The sequence below is a fragment of the Verrucomicrobiota bacterium genome, assembly GCA_019247695.1.
Taxonomy (GTDB): domain Bacteria; phylum Verrucomicrobiota; class Verrucomicrobiia; order Chthoniobacterales; family JAFAMB01; genus JAFBAP01.
Genome location: JAFBAP010000094.1, coordinates 19857 through 40099 on the forward strand (window position 1 = coordinate 19857; position 20243 = coordinate 40099).

Consider the following 20243-nt stretch of genomic DNA (forward strand, 5'->3'; position numbering starts at 1 on the left):
GGAGCAATCCCTACGCCCTGACGCGGGTTCGGCGACTCGCCAGGCCCTTACAATCCGCCGGAAGGAGCCGGTACGGGCGGCTTGGCTTCCTCAAAGCTGACGTCGACCTGGAGGCCGGCCGGCGCCAGCCGGTCACGCAGGGTTTTCTGGAACGCATCCTCTGCCGCCGCAGGCAGATCGGCCGCCTTGACGCGAGCCGCGTCCGGCATGGCGGCGAGTTCCGTCTGCACGTCTGATGCTTGTACCCGGTTCCACAAACCGTTATCTAACCCGTCGACGTGAGTCTCAACCGGTTCAACCGTCAGGATCTCAGCCGGGGGCACCTTTACCTCGACGTGATTACCGGACACCTCAACGCTGAAGCGTTTCATCAGGTCAAAACCGGCCTGCACCCGGTAAACGGCTCGCAACCGGACGCTCTTGGTGCTGCCCAGCCAGGTCGTACTGGTCTGGCGCGTCACTTCAGTTTCGCGGCTGACCAGAGCCAATTGGGAAATCGGGGCCGTTTGCGGATCGATCTTGATCTCGTTCCGGGTGGTGACCGTCGGCCGCAGATGAAAAAGCTCCACCAGGGTTTCGCTGACTTTGGCCGCGTTCCGGGCGGATTCACGGCCCACGGCGGCGATCGCCTCACCGGGAAGCTCGCTGAGGCGATGAACGCTGTACCATGCGAGCGTGGTAACGAGCAGAACGATGATGACCAACGCGAGGGGCCAGCTGATTCTTCCGCGTCTCATGTCCCGAAAAAATACAGCCCCCCGTATCCGCTGGATACGAAGGGCTGCTGTTCCCCCCAGAACAATCCTTCAAAAAATTGAAGAGCAATCTCGCTCAAGCCGAGTCACCTTTCAACCACATATTTCGCGATTTTACCGCTCGGTCAAGATGCAACTCATCCCGCACAAATCAGCTTACCACGGCGCCCCTGATCCATGCGTATGCGTAGAATAACATAAACAGATCTACATTCTAGAAAAATTGTGCAGGTTTGGCTCCCCCTGCCGCACTTTCGTAACGCCGTCGTCGGTGCCGGCTCCGCGTGCGTTAGCGCGGGGCCAAGCTCCCCCGGAGCGGCCGGGACATGCGCTTCCTCTCACCCCCCGGCAGCCGGGCAAGCCAACCGTTTTTCGGCCTCGCCCGCATGCGTCGTCCGGAGGGGTTAGAAGTTGCAACCTCCGCGGAATTCAGCCATCCATAAGCGCCAGAGAACATTCGCGGAGGACTCCCCCATGCAGACGATCGTGATTGGCCACCGTAACCCCGATATGGATTCCATCTGTTCCGCCATCGCGTACGCGGGGCTGAAACGGCGGCTGGGTATGGCCGACGTCATTGCCGGCCGGGCCGGCAATACCAACGAGCGCATTGACTACGTTCTTCAGCGGTTCGGGGTACCGGCACCGCAGTTTGTGAGCGACGTGGCCCCACGGGTTGCCGACATCATGGACACCAAGGTGGTCTCGGTTCCTCAACACGCCTCCATTTATCAGGCGATGGCCTCCATGGAACTGAAGCGGCTCCGCGCGCTGCCGGTCGTCGACGAGGAGAATCGCTGCCTTGGCCTCTTGTCCGGCTGGAAGATGAGCCGCTACCTGTTTCCGCCGCGCGAGGAAACGATGAATGCACGCCGGTTTGAAGGCGCCATCGCCGACATTGTCCACGCCCTTGATGGCCAGTTGCTGGCCGGTGAGGCGCGACCCGAGGTCCGTCCGCTGGTGATCATGGTGGCGGCGATGCGGCTGGAGTCGTTTGCAGCCCGGCTGGAAGGCTATGATCCATGCCAGGTGGTGCTCTTCGTTGGAGACCGGGAAGATATCCAGGCGGCAGCCATTGACGCCGGTGTCCTGGCGATCGTCGTCACGGGCGGGTTAGGCGTGTCGGCAGCCATCCGCGCGAAAGCCAGGGAGAAAGATGTCCTCCTGATTTCCAGCCAGTTCGATACGGCGACCTCCGCCCTGTTATCCCGCGGCGCAGTCCGGGTCGGGCGCATGGTCGACGCCAATTTCACCAGCTTCAACCCTGACGCGTCGCTGCGTTCCGTCCGCCAGTTGGTAGCCAACTCGGCCGACCTGCTCTTTCCGGTGATTGAGGGTGACCGGCAGCTCGTCGGTCTGCTCTCCAAGAGCGACTTTTTGAAGCCCGTGCCACGCCAGCTCATCCTGGTCGATCACAACGAACTTTCTCAGGCCGTGCCCGGGGCTTCCGAGTTGCCCATCATCGAGGTCCTGGATCACCACCGGATCGGCGGGCTGAGCACTGACCTGCCGATCATGTTCTGGAATAATCCCGTCGGTTCAACCAGTACGCTCGTCGCCTTGGCTTACCGGCAGTACGGGATACCGGTCGACGGCTCCACCGCCGGGCTGCTCCTTGCAGGCCTGATTTCCGACACCCTCAACCTGACCTCGCCGACCACCACGGACATTGATCGCCAGGTCGCGGAGGAGCTTAGCCGGACCGCCGGCGTGACGGCGACCCGGCTCGCCGAAGAGATCTTTTCCGTCGGTTCCCCGCTCCGCTCACTTGCCCCCAAAGACGTCGTTACCGCCGATTGCAAGGATTACGACGAAAGCGGCGCTCGCTTCAGCGTCTCGCAAATCGAGGAGCTCAATTTTAATGCTTTCTGGGAGAAAAAGGAGGATTTGTACAAAGCCCTGGAATCCTACCGGGCCGCCCAAGGCGCCTACTTCGCCGCGCTGCTGATCACGGACGTGAACACGCAGAACTCATTGCTGCTGCTGGCCGCGCCGCCCGAGTTCCTGGGTACGATCACGTACCCCGCCCTGGAAGCAAACCTTTTCGAGTTAAACGGGGTCGTTTCACGCAAAAAGCAGCTCCTGCCTTTTCTGCTGGATTGCCTGCATAAGGCGGAAGCGGTCCGCCCGAGAGCGTGACCCGGGACAAAATCCTGCGCTGGTTTTGGCTTGACCCATACCAGGGTCAACGGCGGGTGAGCTGGCCGGTGGCGCTGCTCAATTGGGCGCTGGCCTTCCTTCTCATCGGCGTGGTGTGCGTGTTTTCCTTCAGCCGGCTTCGTTACCATTGGGATTGGCATACGATCGGCAGTTACCAGGGTTTCTTCTGGCGCGGCTGGTGGCACACGCTGGGCATTTCCCTGGTCGCCCTGGTGTGCAGCACGCTGATCGGCCTGCTCACCGCCCTCGCGCGAAGATCCGGTTGGCTGGTCCTCCGGGCGCTTAGCCGATTGTACGTCGAAGTGATCCGCGGGACGCCGCTGCTGGTGCAGATCTCATTCGCGTTTTACGTCGTGGCAGACGCCTTTCGGGTCGAGAATCGTTTCATCGTCGGCGTGGCCACCCTCTCGGTGTTCACCGGCGCGTTCGTCGGCGAAACGATCCGCGGCGGCATCGAGAGTATTGGCGCTTCCCAGCTCGACTCAGCCAAAGCCATCGGGTTAACCCGGCGCCAGACCTACCTGTACGTCATTTTCCCCCAGGCCATCCGCGTGATCTTACCGTCGCTGGCGGGCATGTTTGCAAACCTGATCAAGGATTCGTCCCTGCTCTCCGTAATCTCGATCGAGGATTTTACCTGGAATGCCCAGCAGGTTGCGGCGCTGACCTTTAACCATTTTGAGTGCTACCTCGTCCTCGCCGGCGGCTACCTCGTGCTTACGCTGCCCATCACCCTGGGCGCCCAATACCTGGAGCGCCGTACGACGTATGAAACTTGAGCTCGCCGGCCTTTGGAAATCGTTCGGATCCCACCCCGTCCTGCGCGGCGCTAACCTTGACGTCGGCCAGACGCGAACCCTTGCGTTGATCGGTCCATCCGGTGGCGGCAAGTCGACGCTGCTCCGGCTGCTGGCCGGCCTCGATCGCGCCGACGCCGGACAAATCGTGCTTGATGGTCAGGTTTTACCTCGCACCGAAGACGAATTGCGGCATTACCGGATGTCGATCGGGACGGTCTTCCAGGCTTACAACCTGTTTCCTCACCTGAACGCGTTGCGGAACATCACCCTGCCGCTTGAAAAGGTGCATGGGTTAAGGCCCGCCGACGCACGCGGAACCGCCGAACAGATCCTGGAGCGGCTCCAATTGCAGGAGCACCGCTTTAAAACGCCCGCTGAGTTGTCCGGCGGGCAGCGCCAGCGCGTCGCCATCGCCCGGGCCATCGCGATTCGGCCCAGGCTCCTGCTGTTCGATGAACCCACGTCGGCCCTCGACCCGGAAATGACGGCGGAGGTTCTGGAAGTGATCGAGGAACTGCGCCTCGAAGGGCGCGACTTTATCCTGGTGACGCACCAGATGGGCTTCGCCCGAAAAGTGGCGGACCAGGTCGCCCTGTTGAGCAGCGGCCGCATCGTCGAGTGCGGTCCGCCCGCCGCCGTTCTGGAGCACCCGCAGTCGGAGCCGGCACGGCGGTTCCTATCCCGGATCCTGAAGTACTGAGTGCCGAGTGTCGAGGAGAGTTCGGGGTTCGGGGTTCGGGGTTCGGGGTTCGGAGTTCGGAGCGGCAGAGCATGCCACAAATGAAGAAGTGCCGGGTAACGGGTAACGAGTGTCGGGTGTCGGGCACGAGCGTGGGGAAGAGTTGCCGATGCCAAATCTGTAACTCTTCTTTCCGCCGTGGTCGCCGTGGCTCGCCGTGTTCGCCGTGTGAACTCTTACGTTGTGCCCGTCTCCCCCGCTGTGCCCGCCGTGTGACCCGACACCCGACACTCGTTACCCGTTACCCGTTACCCGCCACTTCTTCATTTGTGGCATTCGCCTGCCGCTACGCCAGTACGGTTCGTCCCCTCACAAATTCGAGGACAAACGGCGTGGCCGGTTCGTCCTGGATCTGCGCCGGAGTTCCGATCTGTTCGATCCGCGCGTTGTTCATCACCACCACGCGATCCGCGATCTCTAACGCCTCATCCTGATCGTGAGTCACAAACAGGGCCGTAATCTTCAGGTCCCGCTGAAGCTGTTTGACCCAGCCGCGCAGTTCTTTCCGGACTTTTGCATCGAGCGCGCCGAACGGCTCATCGAGCAGGAGGATCCGCGGCTCAATCGCCAGTGCGCGCGCCAGCGCCACCCGTTGCCGCTGGCCGCCGGAAAGTTGGTGCGGGTACCGGTGTTCCAGGTTCGGCAGCTGCACCAGGCGCAGCAGCTCGGAAACGCGCCGCCGGATCTCGTCGGACGCCGGCCGGGCGCGGCCCGGCTTCACCTCAAGGCCGAACGCGACATTTTTCGCCACCGTCATATGCCGGAACAGCGCGTAATTCTGAAAGACAAATCCCACCCGCCGTTTCTGGATCTTAAGCCGCGTCGCGTCCTCACCCCCGAATAAGACCGTCCCGCTGTCCGGGTAATCAAGCCCTGCGATGATGCGGAGCAGGGTGGTCTTGCCCGACCCGGAAGGGCCCAGCAGGGCCAGGAATTCACCGTCGTCAGCCGTGACCGACACGTGGTCAAGCGCAATCATCCGGCCATAGGTCCGGACCAGATCTCTGACTTCAATTTTCATCCTAAAGCTCCGGCCGATGCCGCCTGCGAACCCGATCCCAGGCGCAGGCGCCATTCAATCACCGCTTTGATGGCCAACGTCAATAGCGCGAGCAACGCCAGCAGCGAGGCCATCGCAAACGCGGCAACCAGGTTGTATTCGTTATAAAGGATTTCCACGTGGAGCGGAATGGTGTTCGTCAAGCCCCGGATGTGACCTGACACCACCGACACCGCCCCGAATTCGCCCATGGCCCGCGCATTGCATAAAATCACCCCATAGATCAACCCCCAGCGTACCTTGGGCAGGGTGATCCTCCAGAAAGTCTGCCAGCCGTTCGCACCGAGGGAAAGGGCCGCCTGCTCTTCCTCGCTTCCCTGCGCCTGCATCACCGGAATCAGTTCGCGGGCGACAAAAGGAAACGTCACAAAGATGGTCGTCAGGACGATTCCGGGGACGGCGAAGATAATCTTCAGGTGATGCGCAGCCAGCAACGGCCCCAGCCAGCCGTTCGCCCCGAAAAGCAGCACGTAAATCAGCCCCGAGACAACCGGTGAAACCGCGAAAGGAAGGTCGATCAGCGTAATCAGAAGGCTCTTGCCGGGAAACGCGAAGCGCGAAATCGCCCAGGCCGCGCAGATCCCGAACACCAGGTTCGCCGGCACTGCGATGGCTGCGACCATCAAAGTCAGGCGAATGGCCGCCTGGGCCACCGGATCGTGGAAGACGGCCAGATAAGCGGTCAGACCCTTGGCCAGAGCTTCGCTAAACACCGTAACAAGCGGCAGGAACAGGAAAACCAATAAGAAGACTAACGTTACCACGATCAGCAAAGCCCGAAGCGGCCATGGATCGGCAATGGCGGGATGGGCTTTGGGCGGTTGGGGCCGGGCTTCCAGCATAATCGATAACTCACCGGCTACCGGTTGTGTACCTCGCGGGTTCTAACGGGTAATCCAGCGGGCCGACCACCGTTGGAGCAGGTTGATGATCAGGAGAAGTGAGAACGACAGCACCAGCATGGTGACCGCCACCGCCGTCGCACCGCGGTAATCGTACTGTTCCAGCTTCGTGATGATCAGCAGGGGCACAATCTCCGTCTTCATCGGCATGTTGCCGGCGACAAAAACGACTGAGCCGTACTCACCGAGCGCCCGGGCAAACGCCAGCGCGAACCCCGTCAGCGCCGCCGGGACGAGTTCCGGCCCGATCACGCGCCGCAGGCTTTGCCAGCGTGAAGCGCCCAGGCTCGCCGCCGCCTCTTCGTACTCCGGATCAAGCTCCAGCATGACCGGTTGCAGGGTCCTTACCACGAACGGCAGGCTGATGAAGGTCAGGGCGACGAAAATCCCGGTTTCCGTGTACGCTACCTTCCAGCCAAACGTCCGGAGCAACGGTCCACCCACCGGCCCGTGCGGACCGTAGATCGCCGCCAGCGCAATTCCTGCCACCGATGTCGGCAGCGCAAACGGCAGATCTACCATGGCATCCAGCAGCCGTTTACCCGGAAACCGGTACCGTACCAACGCCCAGGCAACGATGGTCCCCAGCACGGTGTTGACCGCCGCAGCCGCTGCGGATGCGCGGACGCTTACCCCAAAGGACGCAACCACGCGCGGCGCCGTGACCGCCCGGATGAAGCCCTCCCAACCCAGTCCGGACGCCTTCAGGAAGGCGGCGGAAAGCGGTAGAAGCACCAGCAGGCAGAGATAGACCAACGTAAACCCGAGCGTCAGGCCGAACCCGGGAAGAATCTGACGCCGCCGCCAGAGACGAACGCCGTTTGCCTCAGCGTTGATAGATTTGATCAAAGACCCCGCCATCGTCAAAGAACTGCGCCTGCGCCTTGGCCCAGCCGCCGTAAACTTCATCGACGGTAAATAAGGGAATCTGCGGGAACTGGCTCGCGTACTTCGCCACCAGGTCCGGCGACAGTGGCCGGTAGAAGTTCTTCGCCGCGATCTCCTGGGCCTCAGGCGTGTAGAGAAATTGCAGGTATGCGGTCGCGTCTTCCCGCGTGTGCTTCTGATCAACCACCTTGTCAACCACGGCCACCGGCGGTTCAGCCTTGATGCTCACTGAGGGGTAAAGGACTTGGAACTGGTCTTTCCCGAACTCCTTGAGCGTCAGGTATCCTTCGTTTTCCCAGGCGATCAGCGCGTCGCCCAGTTGCCGCTGCGCGAATGTGATGGTCGCCCCGCGCGCGCCTGAATCCAAAACCGGTACATTTCGGTAAAGTTTGGTGATGAAATCTTTTGCCTTCGTTTCGTCTCCTCCCGCCTTGTGGAGCGCGTAGCCATACGCCGCCAGAAAATTCCAGCGCCCGCCACTCGACGTCTTCGGGTTCGGCGTGATCACTTGGAGGCCGGGGTTGATGAGGTCATCCCAGTCTTTAACGTTTTTCGGGTTTCCTTTGCGGACCAGGAACAGCACCGTCGAGGTATAAGGCACCGAACGATTCGGAAAGCGGTTCGGCCAATCCGCCGCGACGAGGTTGCCGTTGGTATGAAGCGCGTCGATGTCGGCCGCCAACCCGAGCGTGACCACGTCCGCCGGCAAACCGTCGATCACCGAACGGGCTTGCTTGCTTGAACCACCGTGCGATTGCTGAATCTCGACCTTCTTACCGGTCTTGACCGCGTACGCCTTGGCAAACGCTTCATTGAATTGCTGGTAGAACTCGCGGGTCGGATCGTACGAAGCATTGAGCAACTGCACGGTCTCCGCCGCGAGCGGCGCGACGGCCAGAAGCGAACTTAAAAAAAATAAACGCAGTGCGTAGATCATAAGATCATAAGAAGCGAAGCTTTACCCTACCAACATCGTAGGCTTTAAAGCACGTTAAACGGCGGGCGTAAAGGAGTTTTTCATTCCAACCCGCACCCGTCCGAGCCCCCGACTAACTCACGCGCGCCCCGGCGTATTCACAACCTCACTTGCTCCGGACCGGGCCGTTGCGCGCCTCTTTACGGGAACCGCCGGAACGCCCCCGGCCTGCGGTGGCCAGGGATTTGAGAACCGTCTCGGCCGCGAAAGGAAGCGGTACACGATCGCGCCGCATCTTTCGCAGGGTCACCTCTACCACCTCTGCCAGGGTAAACCGATCGAGGATATTCGAAATGGCGTTGCGCACGTCCTGCATCAGCATACGCAGCCCGCAATGTTCTTCGTCCGGGCAGGTACAACGGCTGTACGCGGTCTGGCTTACGCAGGCGATAGGCGCCAGCGGCCCATCGATAAGCCGGACAACCTGACCAATCCGGATCTGCTCCGGCGGCGCCGCCAGTAAGTAACCGCCGTGTTTGCCTCGACGACTCTCCAGATAGCCGCCCGCCTTTAGCTGCATCAGGATCTGCTCGAGAAACTTAACCGGGATGTCCTCTTTCCGGGCCAGTTCATTGACCTGCAGCAGCGGCTTGCCTAACGCCCGGGCTAAACCGAAATCGATCAGCGCCCGCAGCGCGTACTCACCCCGTTTAGAAAGCTTCACGGCGCCTCATAGTAAAAGTTTCTCCGCGCCCAACATAACACATCTGCCGCACCTGATTCCATAATCCAGGCGTTTTTTAAGGCGAAGTGCGAGGCCGGACGCCGCCCCGGCTGCAGACCCGGTGCCGGGCATCCCCGCCCGGTGCCGACGGAGGGGGTCGAACCCACACGTCCTTTGAGGGACAACGGATTTTGAGTCCGTCGCGTCTGCCAATTCCGCCACGTCGGCTTCCGGGCGAAATGAACCAGTAAGTGCATCCGCCAAAAACGCAAGGGACAAATTTCCAGGTTTACCCGGCAGTCATCCCATTCAGACAGTTACCTTGGTAGGATGCCGGCTCAGGGGCCTGCAACCAGCCTCAGCGCCATTTGCCGCCGGCCCCGTTTCCGTCCCCGGCCTCGTCGGGGCTGCCGGCGGGCGGCATAACCCCGCAGCGGGTCTCGATTCGGGCAACCGCCCAGCGCGCGTGCTCCGCGACCAGCGAATCCCCGCATGCCTCCAGGCGGCGCAATGCCGCCAGGTCGCCCGAATCCCCGGCGTTGCCCAGAGCCACGCAAACGTTTCGCATGAAACGCCGCCACTTCAGGCGTTTCACGGGCGACCGGCGGAACAGAACGCGAAAATCGTCCTCGCTCAACGTCGCGAGCCGGTTAAGCGAGAAATCCCGAACCGGCGCGGTTTCGTAAAATTGTAATTCCCGTGCCTGGGCGGCGAACCGGTTCCAGGGACAGGCTTCAAGGCAATCGTCGCATCCGTAAACACGGTCGCCCAGGGCCGGACGAAACTCCTCGGGAATCGATCCCTGGTGTTCGATCGTCAGATAAGAGAGGCAGCGCGTGGCCTCAAGCCGGTACGGCGCCGTCAGCGCGCCGGTAGGACACGCGTCAAGGCAGCGGCGGCAACTGCCGCAGTGCCCGCGCGCCGGCGGATCCGGTTCCAGCGCCAGCGTGGTCAGGATCGTGCCGAGAAAAAACCAGGTGCCGAGCCGCTCGTTCAGGCAAAGGGTGCTCTTGCCCTGCCAGCCCACCCCGGACTCCGAGGCGAAATCGCGTTCCAGGACCGGGCCGGTGTCAACGTAACATTTTTGGCTGCCGCCACGTTCGCGGAGAAAATCGGCCAGTTGCCGGAGCTTCGGCAGCAGGACGTCGTGATAGTCCATACCCCAGGCGTAACGGGCAAAACGCCCGGGGCCCATTCGGAAGGAGCCGCCCTGATAATAATTGGCCGCCACGACCACGACCGAACACGCTCCCGGCAGAACCCGGCGCGGATCCGTTCGCCGATGAGGGTCGCGCGCCAGCCAGTGCATGTCGCCATGGTGCCCCTCGCGCAGCCACGCCAGAAAGCGATCGGCATGGCGCGCCGTCTGTGCCTCCGCGATCCGGCACGCGTCAAAGCCGAGCTCAACGGCCCGCATCTGGAGTAGCTCTTTCGTCCCCACGACCAGACCAGTTTCGCACGGCCGCCAGGACTTGCCTAGCGACCTGCTGATGGTTGAGGCCGGACGAATCCACCGAAAAATCGGCGACGGCGGCGTATAAGCCCTGCCGCGTCCTCAATAGCTGGCGTACCGTTTGCCGGGGATTGGCGGTGTGCAGGAGAGGTCGGGTCGCATTTCGGCTCACGCGCGCCCAGATGGTCGGTTCATCGGCGGTTAACCAAATGACCGGGCCGAGCTGCCTCAGCAAGGGGCCGTTCGCCGGATCCAGCACAATCCCGCCGCCGGTCGCAAGCACCATCGCGCGCTCCGTTTGCAGAGCACGCAGGACCTCGCTTTCCTCTGCGCGGAAAAAAGCTTCTCCATACGCCGCGAAAATTTCCGGAATCGATTTGCCTACTCGCAAACGGACAAGTAAATCCGTGTCGCGAAAACGATACCCGGTGCAGCGCGCCAATTCCCGGCCCACGGAAGACTTTCCGGAGCCCATAAAGCCAACCAGCACAATGTTTGGAAGCGTCAACGTCAAATACTACCGCTTCATTCGCGTGTTGGTGGCCGGCCCCGCGTAGGCACCCCTATGCGATTGTCCGAACAACGTTCCGCGCCTTTGCTCCTTTTTCGTCTTGATAAAGTTCGTACTCTACCGTCTCGCCTTCGTTAAGAGTTTTAAACCCATCCGCTTGGATCACGGAAAAATGAACGAAGATATCCGTTGGAACTTCAGGATCGACAATGAAGCCGAAACCTTTCTTCTCGTTGAACCATTTAACTGTACCTTTAGCCATACTCTCGACAGACCGAGCCAGTCCATTAGTTGCTGAAGTTCTTGCGTCGTCGCACTGACGATGTAGAACTCCGCGACGAAGGAACTGTCTCGAGGGCGGCAGCATATCGGGCAGCGCTGAAAAAGGTCAAGCGTTTAGCATGACATTGGTTCACGTCCCGAAAATTTTAAGCTAACAGACTTCCGAAACTTCAACCCTATCGTGCCAGACTTAGCAAAAATAGCCGTCGTCATGGGCAGCCGGTCGGACTGGGAAACCATGCGCCACGCCGTGTCCATCCTCGAACAGTTCGGAGTCGCTCACCAGCGCAGGATCGTTTCTGCGCACCGAACTCCGGAGTTGTTGACGCAGTTTGCCAGGGACGCGGAACAAAACGGCCTCAACGTCATCATTGCCGGCGCCGGCGGGGCCGCCCACCTGCCGGGCATGATCGCCGCCCATACGCACCTGCCCGTCCTCGGCGTGCCCGTACGCAGCCGCGCCCTCGGCGGGGTCGACTCTTTGCTCTCCATCGTGCAGATGCCCGCCGGAATCCCGGTGCTTACCCTCGCCATCGGTGAAGCCGGTGCCAGAAATGCCGCCTTGGCCGCCATCGCCATCCTGGCCCTGCAAGATTCACAGCTGCGGGATAAGTTGGTAGCGTACCGCGCGGCCCAGACCGAGAGGGTGCTGCGCGACCAGTTAGAAGACGAAACCCAACCGTCATAGTTATTTACTAACATTACGGACATTCTGGTTTTTGGAGAATTACCTAACAGAAATCGTCGATGGTACCCAGCCACGGGCAATCGCCCAGGCCGCTGCACTCTTGCTCGCCGGCGAGGTCGTCGCGTTACCTTCCGAGACCGTCTACGGCCTGGCAGGTAACGCGCTCCATCCTGAGGCGGTAGAGAAGATTTTTGCCGTCAAAATGCGTCCCGCCTTCGACCCGTTGATTATCCACGTGGCGGGCGTTGAGTTCATCGAGCCCCTCGTGCGCATGACCGGGCCGATCCGGGCCCAGGTCGATGGGCTCACCCGGCGGTTTTGGCCGGGACCGCTGACCCTTCTGCTTCCTCGCGCGCCGGCCATAGTCGATTCCGTTACCGCCGGTTTGGAAACGGTGGCGGTCCGCGCCCCGGCCCACCGGGTGTTCAGGCAGGTGCTGCAGGCGGCCCGGGTTCCCCTGGCCGCCCCCAGCGCCAACCGGTTTGGCCGCATCAGTCCCACCGCCGCGGCGCACGTGCTTGCTGAGCTGCACGGCCGGATTCCCCTGATCCTGGACGGTGGTCCCACCCGCATCGGCCTGGAGTCGACCATCGTGCGGCCGACCGGGGAACGCCTGGAGATCCTCCGCCCCGGCCCGGTCACGGCTGAGGCATTATGTGATTTCGGGGAAGTGGTTTCCCTTGCGCCGGCCGCATCGGGACCGGTTGAAGCGCCGGGACAACTGCCGAGTCACTACGCGCCGAATCGCCCGGTAATCCTGATTGATCGCCCTGACGAGATTACCGGCCCCCGGCGCGCTGCCCTCCTGGCCTGGGGTGCCCTACCCGAAACCGGTGACTTTGCGTTTGCCGCATCCCTGAGCGAACACCAGGACCTTGCCGAGGGCGCCGCGCGTTTGTTCCGGCTGTTGCGCGAAGCCGACGACCGGCCCGGGGTCGAGGTGATTTACGTCCAACGGGTGCCCGAAAGGGGGATCGGCGCTGCGATCATGAACCGGCTCCGGCGCGCCGCGGCAAAGCGAGAACCCAGATGAAGAGTGGCGGGTAACGGGTAATGGGTGTCGGGTAAAGTTCGGAGTTCGGTCACACGGCGGGCACAGCGGGTCCGGCGGGCGCAACGTAAGAGTTCACACGGCGAACACGGCGGACCACGGCGAACACGGCGGGAAGAGGGGGAAAGAGTTCGGAGTTCGGAGTTCGGAGTTCGGAGTTCGGAGTTCGGAGTTCGGAGTTCGGAGTTCGGAGCGGCAGCATGGGGGGTGGGTGCGAGTGTCAACCTTCGAGTTGCCAGGTCTTCTTAATCTGCGTCAATCTGTGTAATCTGTGGATGTTTTCTCTGTTCTGCGTTCTCTGCGTGTTCTGCGGATGATTTAATCTTTCCGCCGTGTTCGCCGTGTGAACTCTTACGTTGTGCCCGCCCGATCGCTGTGCCCGTGGTGTGACGGCACTCGACACCCGGCACCCGGCACCCGACACTCTGTCATGATTAACAACCCGGTGCTTTCCTCCATTCCTTGGCCGGGGCGAAAACTGTTCGGCGTTCTCGGGCTGATCGCGATTCTGATTTTTGGCCTGTGCTACTACGGTTCTTATGCATTGTCCGGCCTCGACATCATGGGTGAAGGAGGAACGGTGGCCGTCATCGCCCAGCGCATTCTCCAGGGACAACGCCCGATCGTGGACACCTTTCTAGGCTATAATCTCCTCTGGTTTCTGCCCATCGTGGGATTGTTCAAGATTTTCGGACCCAACTTTACTGCCGTCCGCCTTTTCTTTTTTGCCCTGTGTACCCTGACCGCGTTGCTTGGGTACCGGGCGGTGCTGCGGTCCACCGGCCGGGTTTGGCTGGCCGCGGTGGTCGGGGTGCTGCTCGTGCTCGTGCCCGGCATGCAGTTTCGCAACTACATGGGCTTCCTGGGGGTGGCTAACCTTGCCTGTCTGCTGGAAGTATTTGTTCTGCCGCAGCCGCGCCTTCGCGGTCGGCTCGCCTGGGCCGCAGTTGCCGCCGCCATGCTCGGGATCACGTTTCTCATTCGGATTGACCTGGGCATTTTCTTTCTGCTCATCGCGCTGGCGGGAATCGTGCTTAACCTGGGCCTGGGTCAAGGCGGCCGGGCGGCTCGCCTGGCGACGTCAGGCGTCTTCCTGGTCCTGATCCCGGGAATGTTCATCGCCACCCATGAACCGGTGGACGTTTATGCCGCCCGGCATGGGTTCCGGGCCCAGTTCCGGGCGCAATACGAATATTACGTCTCGTACCTGGCGGCCCGGTTCCACGATCTGGCGACGAAGCTGCAACCCAACACCACCGACTGGCGTTCACCGCGAGCTGGACTCTCCGTCAGGCCGGCACTGCAGCCGGTTGCCGGCACGCCGGCGACGGGCGCCGCCGACAACCCTCAAAACGGCAGGACGGTTCAGGATGACACGACCCTGCAGGAAGGCAAAGCGGAGGTCGACCGCCGCATGCGTCCGCTCCCGCCGTTGCGTGACGTCTTCTTGGCCGAACGTTCCAAACAGCGGGAACTGGCGTTTATCATCTACTACCCGGTGTTCGCCGCCGGTTTGATCGGAACGGTGCTGGCCGGCCTGTTCGTGCTCGCGTTTCGCCGCCCGTCTGTCCGGGCCTCGCTCTTTTCATTGTTCATCGCGCTGGCCTCAACGTTGACCCTGTTTCCGCAATACCTCTTTTTCCGGCCGGATCCGCCGCACGTGAGTGAAATGATGTGCCCGTTTATGGTGTTCGCCGGCCTGGCGGCCGCCCCGGCGCTGGCCCGGTGCAGGAAGTCGCGGCCGGCCTGGCTCAGGATCATGGCTTCGGTCTGGCTGCTCCTTACGGCGGTGCATCTGGGTATCTACACGCGTTACGGGCTCGGCCGGCCTTCCATGGGCTCAATCGCCATCAAGCAACCCCACGAAGTGAAGTTCACCGCCGATAACGGCGTCGTTGCATACCTTCCCCCGGATCAGAAAATGCAGTTCCAGCAACTCTACCGGTTAATTCATCGCTACGCCGCGCCTGACGATTATGTGATCTGCTATCCGTACGGGCCAACGGTTAACTTTATGACCAACCGGCCGTCCTACCAATGGAACCTGTACGTTGACAACGTAACCCGGCCCGATGGCTTTGATGCTTTTGCCATCGGCCAGATTGAGCATTACCGCCCGGCAGTCGTGCTGGTGGACGATGTACCGATGAACGAAACTCCGTCCTCCCGCTTCAGCGTTTGGGCGGCGCCGACTCTGGCCTACCTCCGGCAACATTACCATTACGCAGGATTCTACGTCCGGAACGAGGTTTACGTGCGCGACTTCAACCACGTGGAGAATGCCACAAATGCCACAAGCGGAAAAATGCCACAAATGGAGGAGGTGTCGAGTGCCGGGTGCCGGGTGTCGGGTGTCGAGTCGAATGCCACGAGTAACCGGCATCTCTATCTGTGGCATTCTGCTTTACCACGCCGGTGACCTTCCTTGATTCGTCAGCCGTGTAATCTCAAGAAGAAGGGCCCCAAATCAGGTGCTCTTCCATTCGCGGCATTTCACCCGGCACCCGGCACCCGCTCCTCGTTACCCGCCACTTCTTCATTTGTGGCATTCTCTTCTGCCAGCCCGCGTAGCGTCGCCAGGTTCTTCACGTCTTCCTCCAGATCGGATTGTTTGGGGGTTTCCAACACTTTCGGCACGGCGCGAAATTCCGGGGCGGTGATGATTTCGCGGAACGGTTCCAAACCGATTTTACCCGTGCCGATGTGCTCATGGCGATCGACGCGGGAATTAAGCACGGTTTTGGAATCGTTCAGGTGCCAGGCGGCGAGCCGATCCGGGCCGATGATCCGGTCAAACTCCCTCATCATTTTCCAGAACCCTTTGGCGGTCGAAAGGTTGTACCCGGCCGCAAACAGGTGAGCGGTGTCCAGGCAGATGCATAGGCGTTCCGGGAAAAGGCAACGGCTGATGATGTCGGCGAGGTGCTCGAAGCTATACCCGAGGCAGCTGCCCTGCCCGGCCGTAATTTCGAGGGCGATTTTGCACTGCCCCTGGGGCAGGCCTCCAAAAACGGAGTCAAGGCTCCGGGCGACGCGGGCCAGGCCTGCGGCCTCGCCCTCTCCCAGATGCGCGCCGGGGTGCAACACCAAAAAAGGCAGTTGTAGCTGATCGGCGCGCACCAGCTCTTCGTGGAGGCTCCGCAGCGACTTTTCCATAAACTCGGCCTTGTTCGTTCCAAGGTTGATCAGGTAGCCGGTATGGCCGAACACGGAGCCGGGGCGGTCAGGGTACCGGCGAAAGCGGGTTACCTCCGCTTCCGGGAACGGGTCGGCAAACCATTGCAGATTGTTCTTAACAAAGATCTGAACGGCGGTGCAGCCGATCGAACGCCCGCGCTCGAGCGCTTTGACCGGTCCGCCGGCGATGGACATGTGCGCTCCGACCAGCGGCAGAGGTTGGGGCGTTCGTGGCATTATCCGCCGTGACATTCTCTTCACTCCGTCATTTGTGGCATTTTTCCGAGACCCGACACCCGACACTCGAAACCTCCTCCATTTGCGGCATTCTCTCCCGTCTCCCAGACCGGTTCGGCCAGCGTGCCGCTCACCCGTACGTTGAGGCGGCCGTCGTAATTTCCGGACAGGTCGAGGGAAGCCCCGAAGAGCTGGATCGCGCCACTTAGATCGAGGTGATGCGGGCCGGATGCGAACTGCAACCGGGGCACGCGCAGGGTACCGTGCTCACCATTGACCTGGAGGGCAACGTCGATCGCGTCGCCGAATTGCAGCGACCGCAAGAGCGGCAGGAATGCGCGCAGGGGGGCGGCCTGCTGGAGCTGAGTGCCACGCGCAGTGAGGTCGGCCTGGAAACCCAGAGGATCGTCGGCCGCGGCCGCAAATTCCACCGTCCCGGACAAGCGGCCGGCCGGCCCTAACAGCGAGCCGACGTCGCTGCAGGGGATGTCCGACAGCTGCATGGCTGACCGCTGCAGTTCCAGATCGGCGCCGATCTCAAGATCGGCTATCCAGGTGCCGCCGCCGGCCCGGCCATCAAAATGAACGCTGGCCGGCTGGCCGGGCCGCCAGTTAACCGCGGCATCAGCCGAGTCAAACCGCAGCTGCTGCCCCGCCAAACGGTAGGTAAACGGCGCCTGGACCGAGAGGCGCGCGTGCCCGCCGTCCTGGTCACCCTCGGCGACGACGGCCGGATTCTGTTCGAACCTGAACCCTTCGAGCTGCCGGCTCAGCTCGGGGCGCAACCAGGTGGCGAGGGCTACCGGCGAAACTTTCGCCTCGAGTGACTTGAGCGTCAGGGCGCCGTTCCCGGCGTCGAACGCGAACGCACCCGTGCAATCCCCGTCGTCACGTGCAATGCGTACGGCGTCAAAGTTTATGACGCCGTCCCGGACCTGGAACCGGGCGCTGCCGGAATTAAAGGACACGCCCCGGAACTTCGTGTGGCCGAGCCAGATCTGGCCGCTGCCGGTGAGCCGGTCCGGAAAGGGAGCGTCCCCCCGGAGATTGACCTGCAGGACCGGCGAAGCCTGGAATTCCCATTCGGCCAGCCGTTCCTGGAAGGAAGACGCCAGCAGCGGGGCAAGCGCCTGCGGGTCGATCCCGGACTGCAGGCGAAGCCGAAACTCGCCCGGCCGCCGCAAAACTTCACCGGCCAGGGTACCCGTCCGGTGACCGACTTCAGCGTCGGTCAACATCCAGGTCAGGCCGTCTTTGGAGAAGTTGGCATGCAGGCTTAGGAAACCGACTCCGCGATAAACGAACTGATCGCACGCGACGCTGCCCAGGAAGCGGACGTGCCCGTCGGCCCGAACCGCGCCGCTCAACTCGACCTGCGGTCCGCGCGGAAAACTCCAGTCACGGGCCCACAGGCACCGGGGATCAGGACCGAGAAGCGCCGGCAGATCCAGGCTGGTGCGGACCTGGAAGGTTTTGTCGCCTGAAACGAAGTCCCATGAGCCCGAAGCCAGCGCCTCGCCTTTGGCGTCGCGCAGGTGCATCCGGCGCACTTCGAGCCGCTGTTGTTCGACCTTGAATTCCGCGCTGACGTCTTCCAGCCGGTAGCCGAGGCGCTCAATCTGCCTGGCCTGGAAGGACCCGTCCTCAATGCGCAATGAAGCCAGGTCGGCCATGTCCCCCTGGAACGTAAAGTTCAATTGCGGCGGCCCTTTCGCCGAACGCAGCCGCTGAATCTCGCCGATGATACCGCTCAGGAACCGGTCGTTGCTGTGCGGCCTGGCATTTGCATCCGGGGAGAGGCCGCTGAAATTTTCGGGATTGATCAGGGTTCCCGAAGCGGTGCAGCGGATGCCGAGAACGTCGCCACTCAGCTGGCGGATTTCGATCCGGCCGGGTATGAAGTAAATGCGGGCCTGCACGCTGCCGGCATAAAGACGCAGGGAGCCGTCGCGGTTCGGCTGGAGTGGGATCAACAGCCGCGCGTCACGCAGGTCGACCGCGTTCAGGGCCGGTTCGTGCTGGAAAAGCGCTGCGTAATTGATGTCGAGTGAGAGGTTACTCACCTGCGCGAGCAGGTTGTCCATGGCCTCGTCCTCAAAGATGTCAACATCCTGCGCGACGAGCCCGCGGAACGGGTCGAGGGTCAGCCGGCGTACGTTGATGACGAGGCCGAAACGTTTGAACTCGTGGGCCAATAAGGCGCGCCAGCGGCGGCCAAAACCTTTGTCATAGGCGTAGTAGCCGGCCCAGCTCAAGCCGGCCAGGGTCAACGCGACCACCAACCACCGGTACGCCGAGAGTAAACGGGCGAGCTTCACGTGAAACAAAAATTTGTCAGCACCCAATCCCGGAGGCAACCGCGATTCGTATGAGGTATGAACGGGGGAGGCTTTTCATGAATGAATAACCTGGTGCAAATTGGTTTGCCAAGCGGGCACATAAGCTGCTAAAGAATAATTCCCGATGATTCAACCGAATTGTCGGGCACGCTTTACGGCGGACGATTTCGGGTTCATGGTCCGTGCGCTCACGAAGCATGAACCTCAGGCCGTCAGCTTGGTCGATTTGCTGACCGACGCAGAAACGCGTGACCAGATTCTCGACCACGAAGTGCTCGTCCGTGCGGTGCTGGAAAACCCATCCAATCTGACCATTTCTCCGCAGTTCTACTTTTATATCTTAGCCAGGCTTGCCTTAAAACGCTCAGGGATAACTGATCGGAACCTGGCGGATTACGTGGCGGCGCTGCTTGAGGATTTCACACGGACGCGCCGGCTTCAGGGCTTGATGGAAAACGTGCAAAGCACCTATGTCTCCGACCTGCTGCTGGCACTCCGCAACGCGAGCTCTTTTGAAACCTTCCTGATCCGGACGCACATCGGTAATTACGCCCTGTTCATCACCGGCATTTTCCATGACAACGTCGAGCGGCGCAGTTTGCGCGGGGCGCCGTCGTGTGCGTTTTACGAGGACATGGGGCGCCGCAGTTTTCAAGTGGTGGCTTCGCACCAGGTGGCGCGGCGTTTCGAAATGAGTGACCTGTTCGAAAACCTGGCTGACCAGTTTCATCATTGCCGGGTGGCCCTGAACCGGCTGGCCGAAGAGTTGTTAGATTTAAATGGTGACCATCGGATGCCTTCATTTGGATGAACCCGACTTTGTTCAGTGAAGTTCAGCGTTTGTTCGAGCGCACCTATGCGAGCGCCGGCATTAATCTTGAGGAATGCCTGATAGATCGATCGCGTTGCGCCCATCTAACCAGGCTCGCCGGCGCTTCTGCGTGCGAGTTGAACGATCTGGCGCGCACCTTTTTGCGGACGGCCGACGACCGCCTGTACGTAGGTATTTATTATTCAAGCTGGTTGATCGAACAGCTCGAGCGGCACGATCCCCGGTTAGGTTTGTCCGACTCGAATATCCGGTCACTGATCATGTTCGTCGAAGAGATTAACCACGCGTTGCACGCCGCACTGCAGTTTAAAGCCGGTCTGCGCCAGATTGCCGCTGAGGATTTTGCACGCAACCTTGAGCTTCAGGGTTTGGTTGACACCTACCTGGTGCTCTTGTTGTTCGTGGCGTTTTTCCGGCGTACCCAACGGGTTTCACGGGCCGACCGGCGGTGGCTCAGGTTTCATCTCTTTGAATGCCAGGCCCCGGACGCTTACAAGGATGAGAACCTGCGGGCGCGATACCTGGAGACCGGCGAACTGGCGGCATCGTACACCCATTTTCTTGATACCTTGAATGGCGCGCGCCGGCTGGAAGAGATTCGAAACTTTCACTCTTTAAGCTATGAACAGAAGAAGCGCCACATCCTTGCGCTGATTAATCGTCCGCAGGAACCCTAGCAACAGGACCGGCGGTGCGATGGACGCTTGGGTCTTGTCTTGTATATGCGCC

Annotated in this window: 19 protein-coding genes and 1 tRNA gene; 8 read left to right on the top strand and 12 right to left on the bottom strand. The window is 61.3% G+C overall.

Annotation, left to right across the window (positions count from 1 at the left end):
• Positions 1 to 47 precede the first annotated feature (47 nt).
• On the bottom strand, positions 48 to 737 hold the full coding sequence (locus JO015_10545; protein ID MBV9999538.1) for a DUF4230 domain-containing protein: 690 nt from the start codon (positions 735 to 737) through the stop codon (positions 48 to 50).
• A gap of 492 nt (positions 738 to 1229) precedes the next feature.
• Between JO015_10545 and JO015_10550 the strand changes: the two genes are divergently transcribed.
• The 3 genes from JO015_10550 to JO015_10560 are packed head-to-tail and all read left to right on the top strand — an operon-like array spanning position 1230 to position 4415.
• Positions 1230 to 2894 (top strand): putative manganese-dependent inorganic diphosphatase, encoded by a 1665-nt coding sequence (locus JO015_10550; GenBank protein MBV9999539.1) that lies wholly within the window; start codon positions 1230 to 1232, stop codon positions 2892 to 2894.
• Between the two features lie 11 nt (positions 2895 to 2905).
• Positions 2906 to 3694, top strand: coding sequence for an amino acid ABC transporter permease (locus JO015_10555; GenBank protein ID MBV9999540.1), 789 nt, complete (start codon positions 2906 to 2908; stop codon positions 3692 to 3694).
• Positions 3684 to 4415, top strand: coding sequence for an amino acid ABC transporter ATP-binding protein (locus JO015_10560; protein ID MBV9999541.1), 732 nt, complete (start codon positions 3684 to 3686; stop codon positions 4413 to 4415). Before JO015_10555 ends, JO015_10560 begins: the two co-directional genes overlap by 11 nt.
• A 325-nt stretch (positions 4416 to 4740) precedes the next feature.
• Here JO015_10560 and cysA read toward each other — a convergent pair whose 3' ends face one another.
• The 9 genes from cysA to JO015_10605 all read right to left on the bottom strand — a co-directional run bounded on the left by cysA (position 4741) and on the right by JO015_10605 (position 11170).
• A complete protein-coding gene (gene cysA / locus JO015_10565; protein ID MBV9999542.1) occupies positions 4741 to 5475 on the bottom strand; it encodes a sulfate ABC transporter ATP-binding protein in 735 nt (244 codons plus the stop codon).
• Entirely contained in the window at positions 5472 to 6356 is an 885-nt protein-coding gene (gene cysW, locus JO015_10570; GenBank protein MBV9999543.1) for a sulfate ABC transporter permease subunit CysW, read from the bottom strand. The genes cysA and cysW overlap by 4 nt, the downstream gene beginning before the upstream one ends.
• Before the next feature lie 42 nt (positions 6357 to 6398).
• Positions 6399 to 7277 carry a sulfate ABC transporter permease subunit CysT gene (cysT, locus tag JO015_10575; GenBank protein ID MBV9999544.1) on the bottom strand — a complete coding sequence of 293 codons (879 nt, stop codon included), beginning with the start codon at positions 7275 to 7277 and terminating at the stop codon, positions 6399 to 6401.
• The gene (locus JO015_10580; protein ID MBV9999545.1) at positions 7243 to 8241 is read right to left on the bottom strand and encodes a sulfate ABC transporter substrate-binding protein; all 999 of its coding nucleotides are present in this window, start codon (positions 8239 to 8241) and stop codon (positions 7243 to 7245) included. Before JO015_10580 ends, cysT begins: the two co-directional genes overlap by 35 nt.
• A gap of 145 nt (positions 8242 to 8386) precedes the next feature.
• Positions 8387 to 8944, bottom strand: coding sequence for an Rrf2 family transcriptional regulator (locus tag JO015_10585; GenBank protein MBV9999546.1), 558 nt, complete (start codon positions 8942 to 8944; stop codon positions 8387 to 8389).
• Between the two features lie 142 nt (positions 8945 to 9086).
• Positions 9087 to 9172 (bottom strand) — tRNA-Leu (locus JO015_10590).
• A 130-nt stretch (positions 9173 to 9302) separates the two neighbouring features.
• Entirely contained in the window at positions 9303 to 10361 is a 1059-nt protein-coding gene (queG, locus tag JO015_10595; protein MBV9999547.1) for a tRNA epoxyqueuosine(34) reductase QueG, read from the bottom strand.
• Entirely contained in the window at positions 10348 to 10872 is a 525-nt protein-coding gene (locus tag JO015_10600) for a shikimate kinase (protein MBV9999548.1), read from the bottom strand. The genes queG and JO015_10600 overlap by 14 nt, the downstream gene beginning before the upstream one ends.
• Before the next feature lie 88 nt (positions 10873 to 10960).
• Positions 10961 to 11170 carry a cold-shock protein gene (locus JO015_10605; protein MBV9999549.1) on the bottom strand — a complete coding sequence of 70 codons (210 nt, stop codon included), beginning with the start codon at positions 11168 to 11170 and terminating at the stop codon, positions 10961 to 10963.
• 231 nt (positions 11171 to 11401) lie between these two features.
• Between JO015_10605 and purE the strand changes: the two genes are divergently transcribed.
• The 3 genes from purE to JO015_10620 all read left to right on the top strand — a co-directional run bounded on the left by purE (position 11402) and on the right by JO015_10620 (position 15348).
• A complete protein-coding gene (gene purE / locus JO015_10610; protein ID MBV9999550.1) occupies positions 11402 to 11878 on the top strand; it encodes a 5-(carboxyamino)imidazole ribonucleotide mutase in 477 nt (158 codons plus the stop codon).
• Between the two features lie 52 nt (positions 11879 to 11930).
• Entirely contained in the window at positions 11931 to 12911 is a 981-nt protein-coding gene (locus JO015_10615; protein ID MBV9999551.1) for a threonylcarbamoyl-AMP synthase, read from the top strand.
• A gap of 448 nt (positions 12912 to 13359) precedes the next feature.
• Positions 13360 to 15348 carry a hypothetical protein gene (locus JO015_10620; protein ID MBV9999552.1) on the top strand — a complete coding sequence of 663 codons (1989 nt, stop codon included), beginning with the start codon at positions 13360 to 13362 and terminating at the stop codon, positions 15346 to 15348.
• A 74-nt stretch (positions 15349 to 15422) separates the two neighbouring features.
• Here JO015_10620 and JO015_10625 read toward each other — a convergent pair whose 3' ends face one another.
• Together JO015_10625 and JO015_10630 are read right to left on the bottom strand one after the other, a co-directional pair.
• A complete protein-coding gene (locus JO015_10625; protein ID MBV9999553.1) occupies positions 15423 to 16322 on the bottom strand; it encodes a deoxyribonuclease IV in 900 nt (299 codons plus the stop codon).
• A gap of 41 nt (positions 16323 to 16363) precedes the next feature.
• Positions 16364 to 18661: a hypothetical protein gene (locus tag JO015_10630; protein MBV9999554.1), complete on the bottom strand. Its 2298-nt coding sequence runs from the start codon at positions 18659 to 18661 to the stop codon at positions 16364 to 16366.
• A gap of 145 nt (positions 18662 to 18806) precedes the next feature.
• Between JO015_10630 and JO015_10635 the strand changes: the two genes are divergently transcribed.
• Both JO015_10635 and JO015_10640 read left to right on the top strand, forming a co-directional pair.
• Positions 18807 to 19493, top strand: coding sequence for a hypothetical protein (locus tag JO015_10635; GenBank protein ID MBV9999555.1), 687 nt, complete (start codon positions 18807 to 18809; stop codon positions 19491 to 19493).
• On the top strand, positions 19490 to 20191 hold the full coding sequence (locus JO015_10640) for a hypothetical protein (protein MBV9999556.1): 702 nt from the start codon (positions 19490 to 19492) through the stop codon (positions 20189 to 20191). The genes JO015_10635 and JO015_10640 overlap by 4 nt, the downstream gene beginning before the upstream one ends.
• The last annotated feature ends 52 nt before the right edge of the window (positions 20192 to 20243 follow it).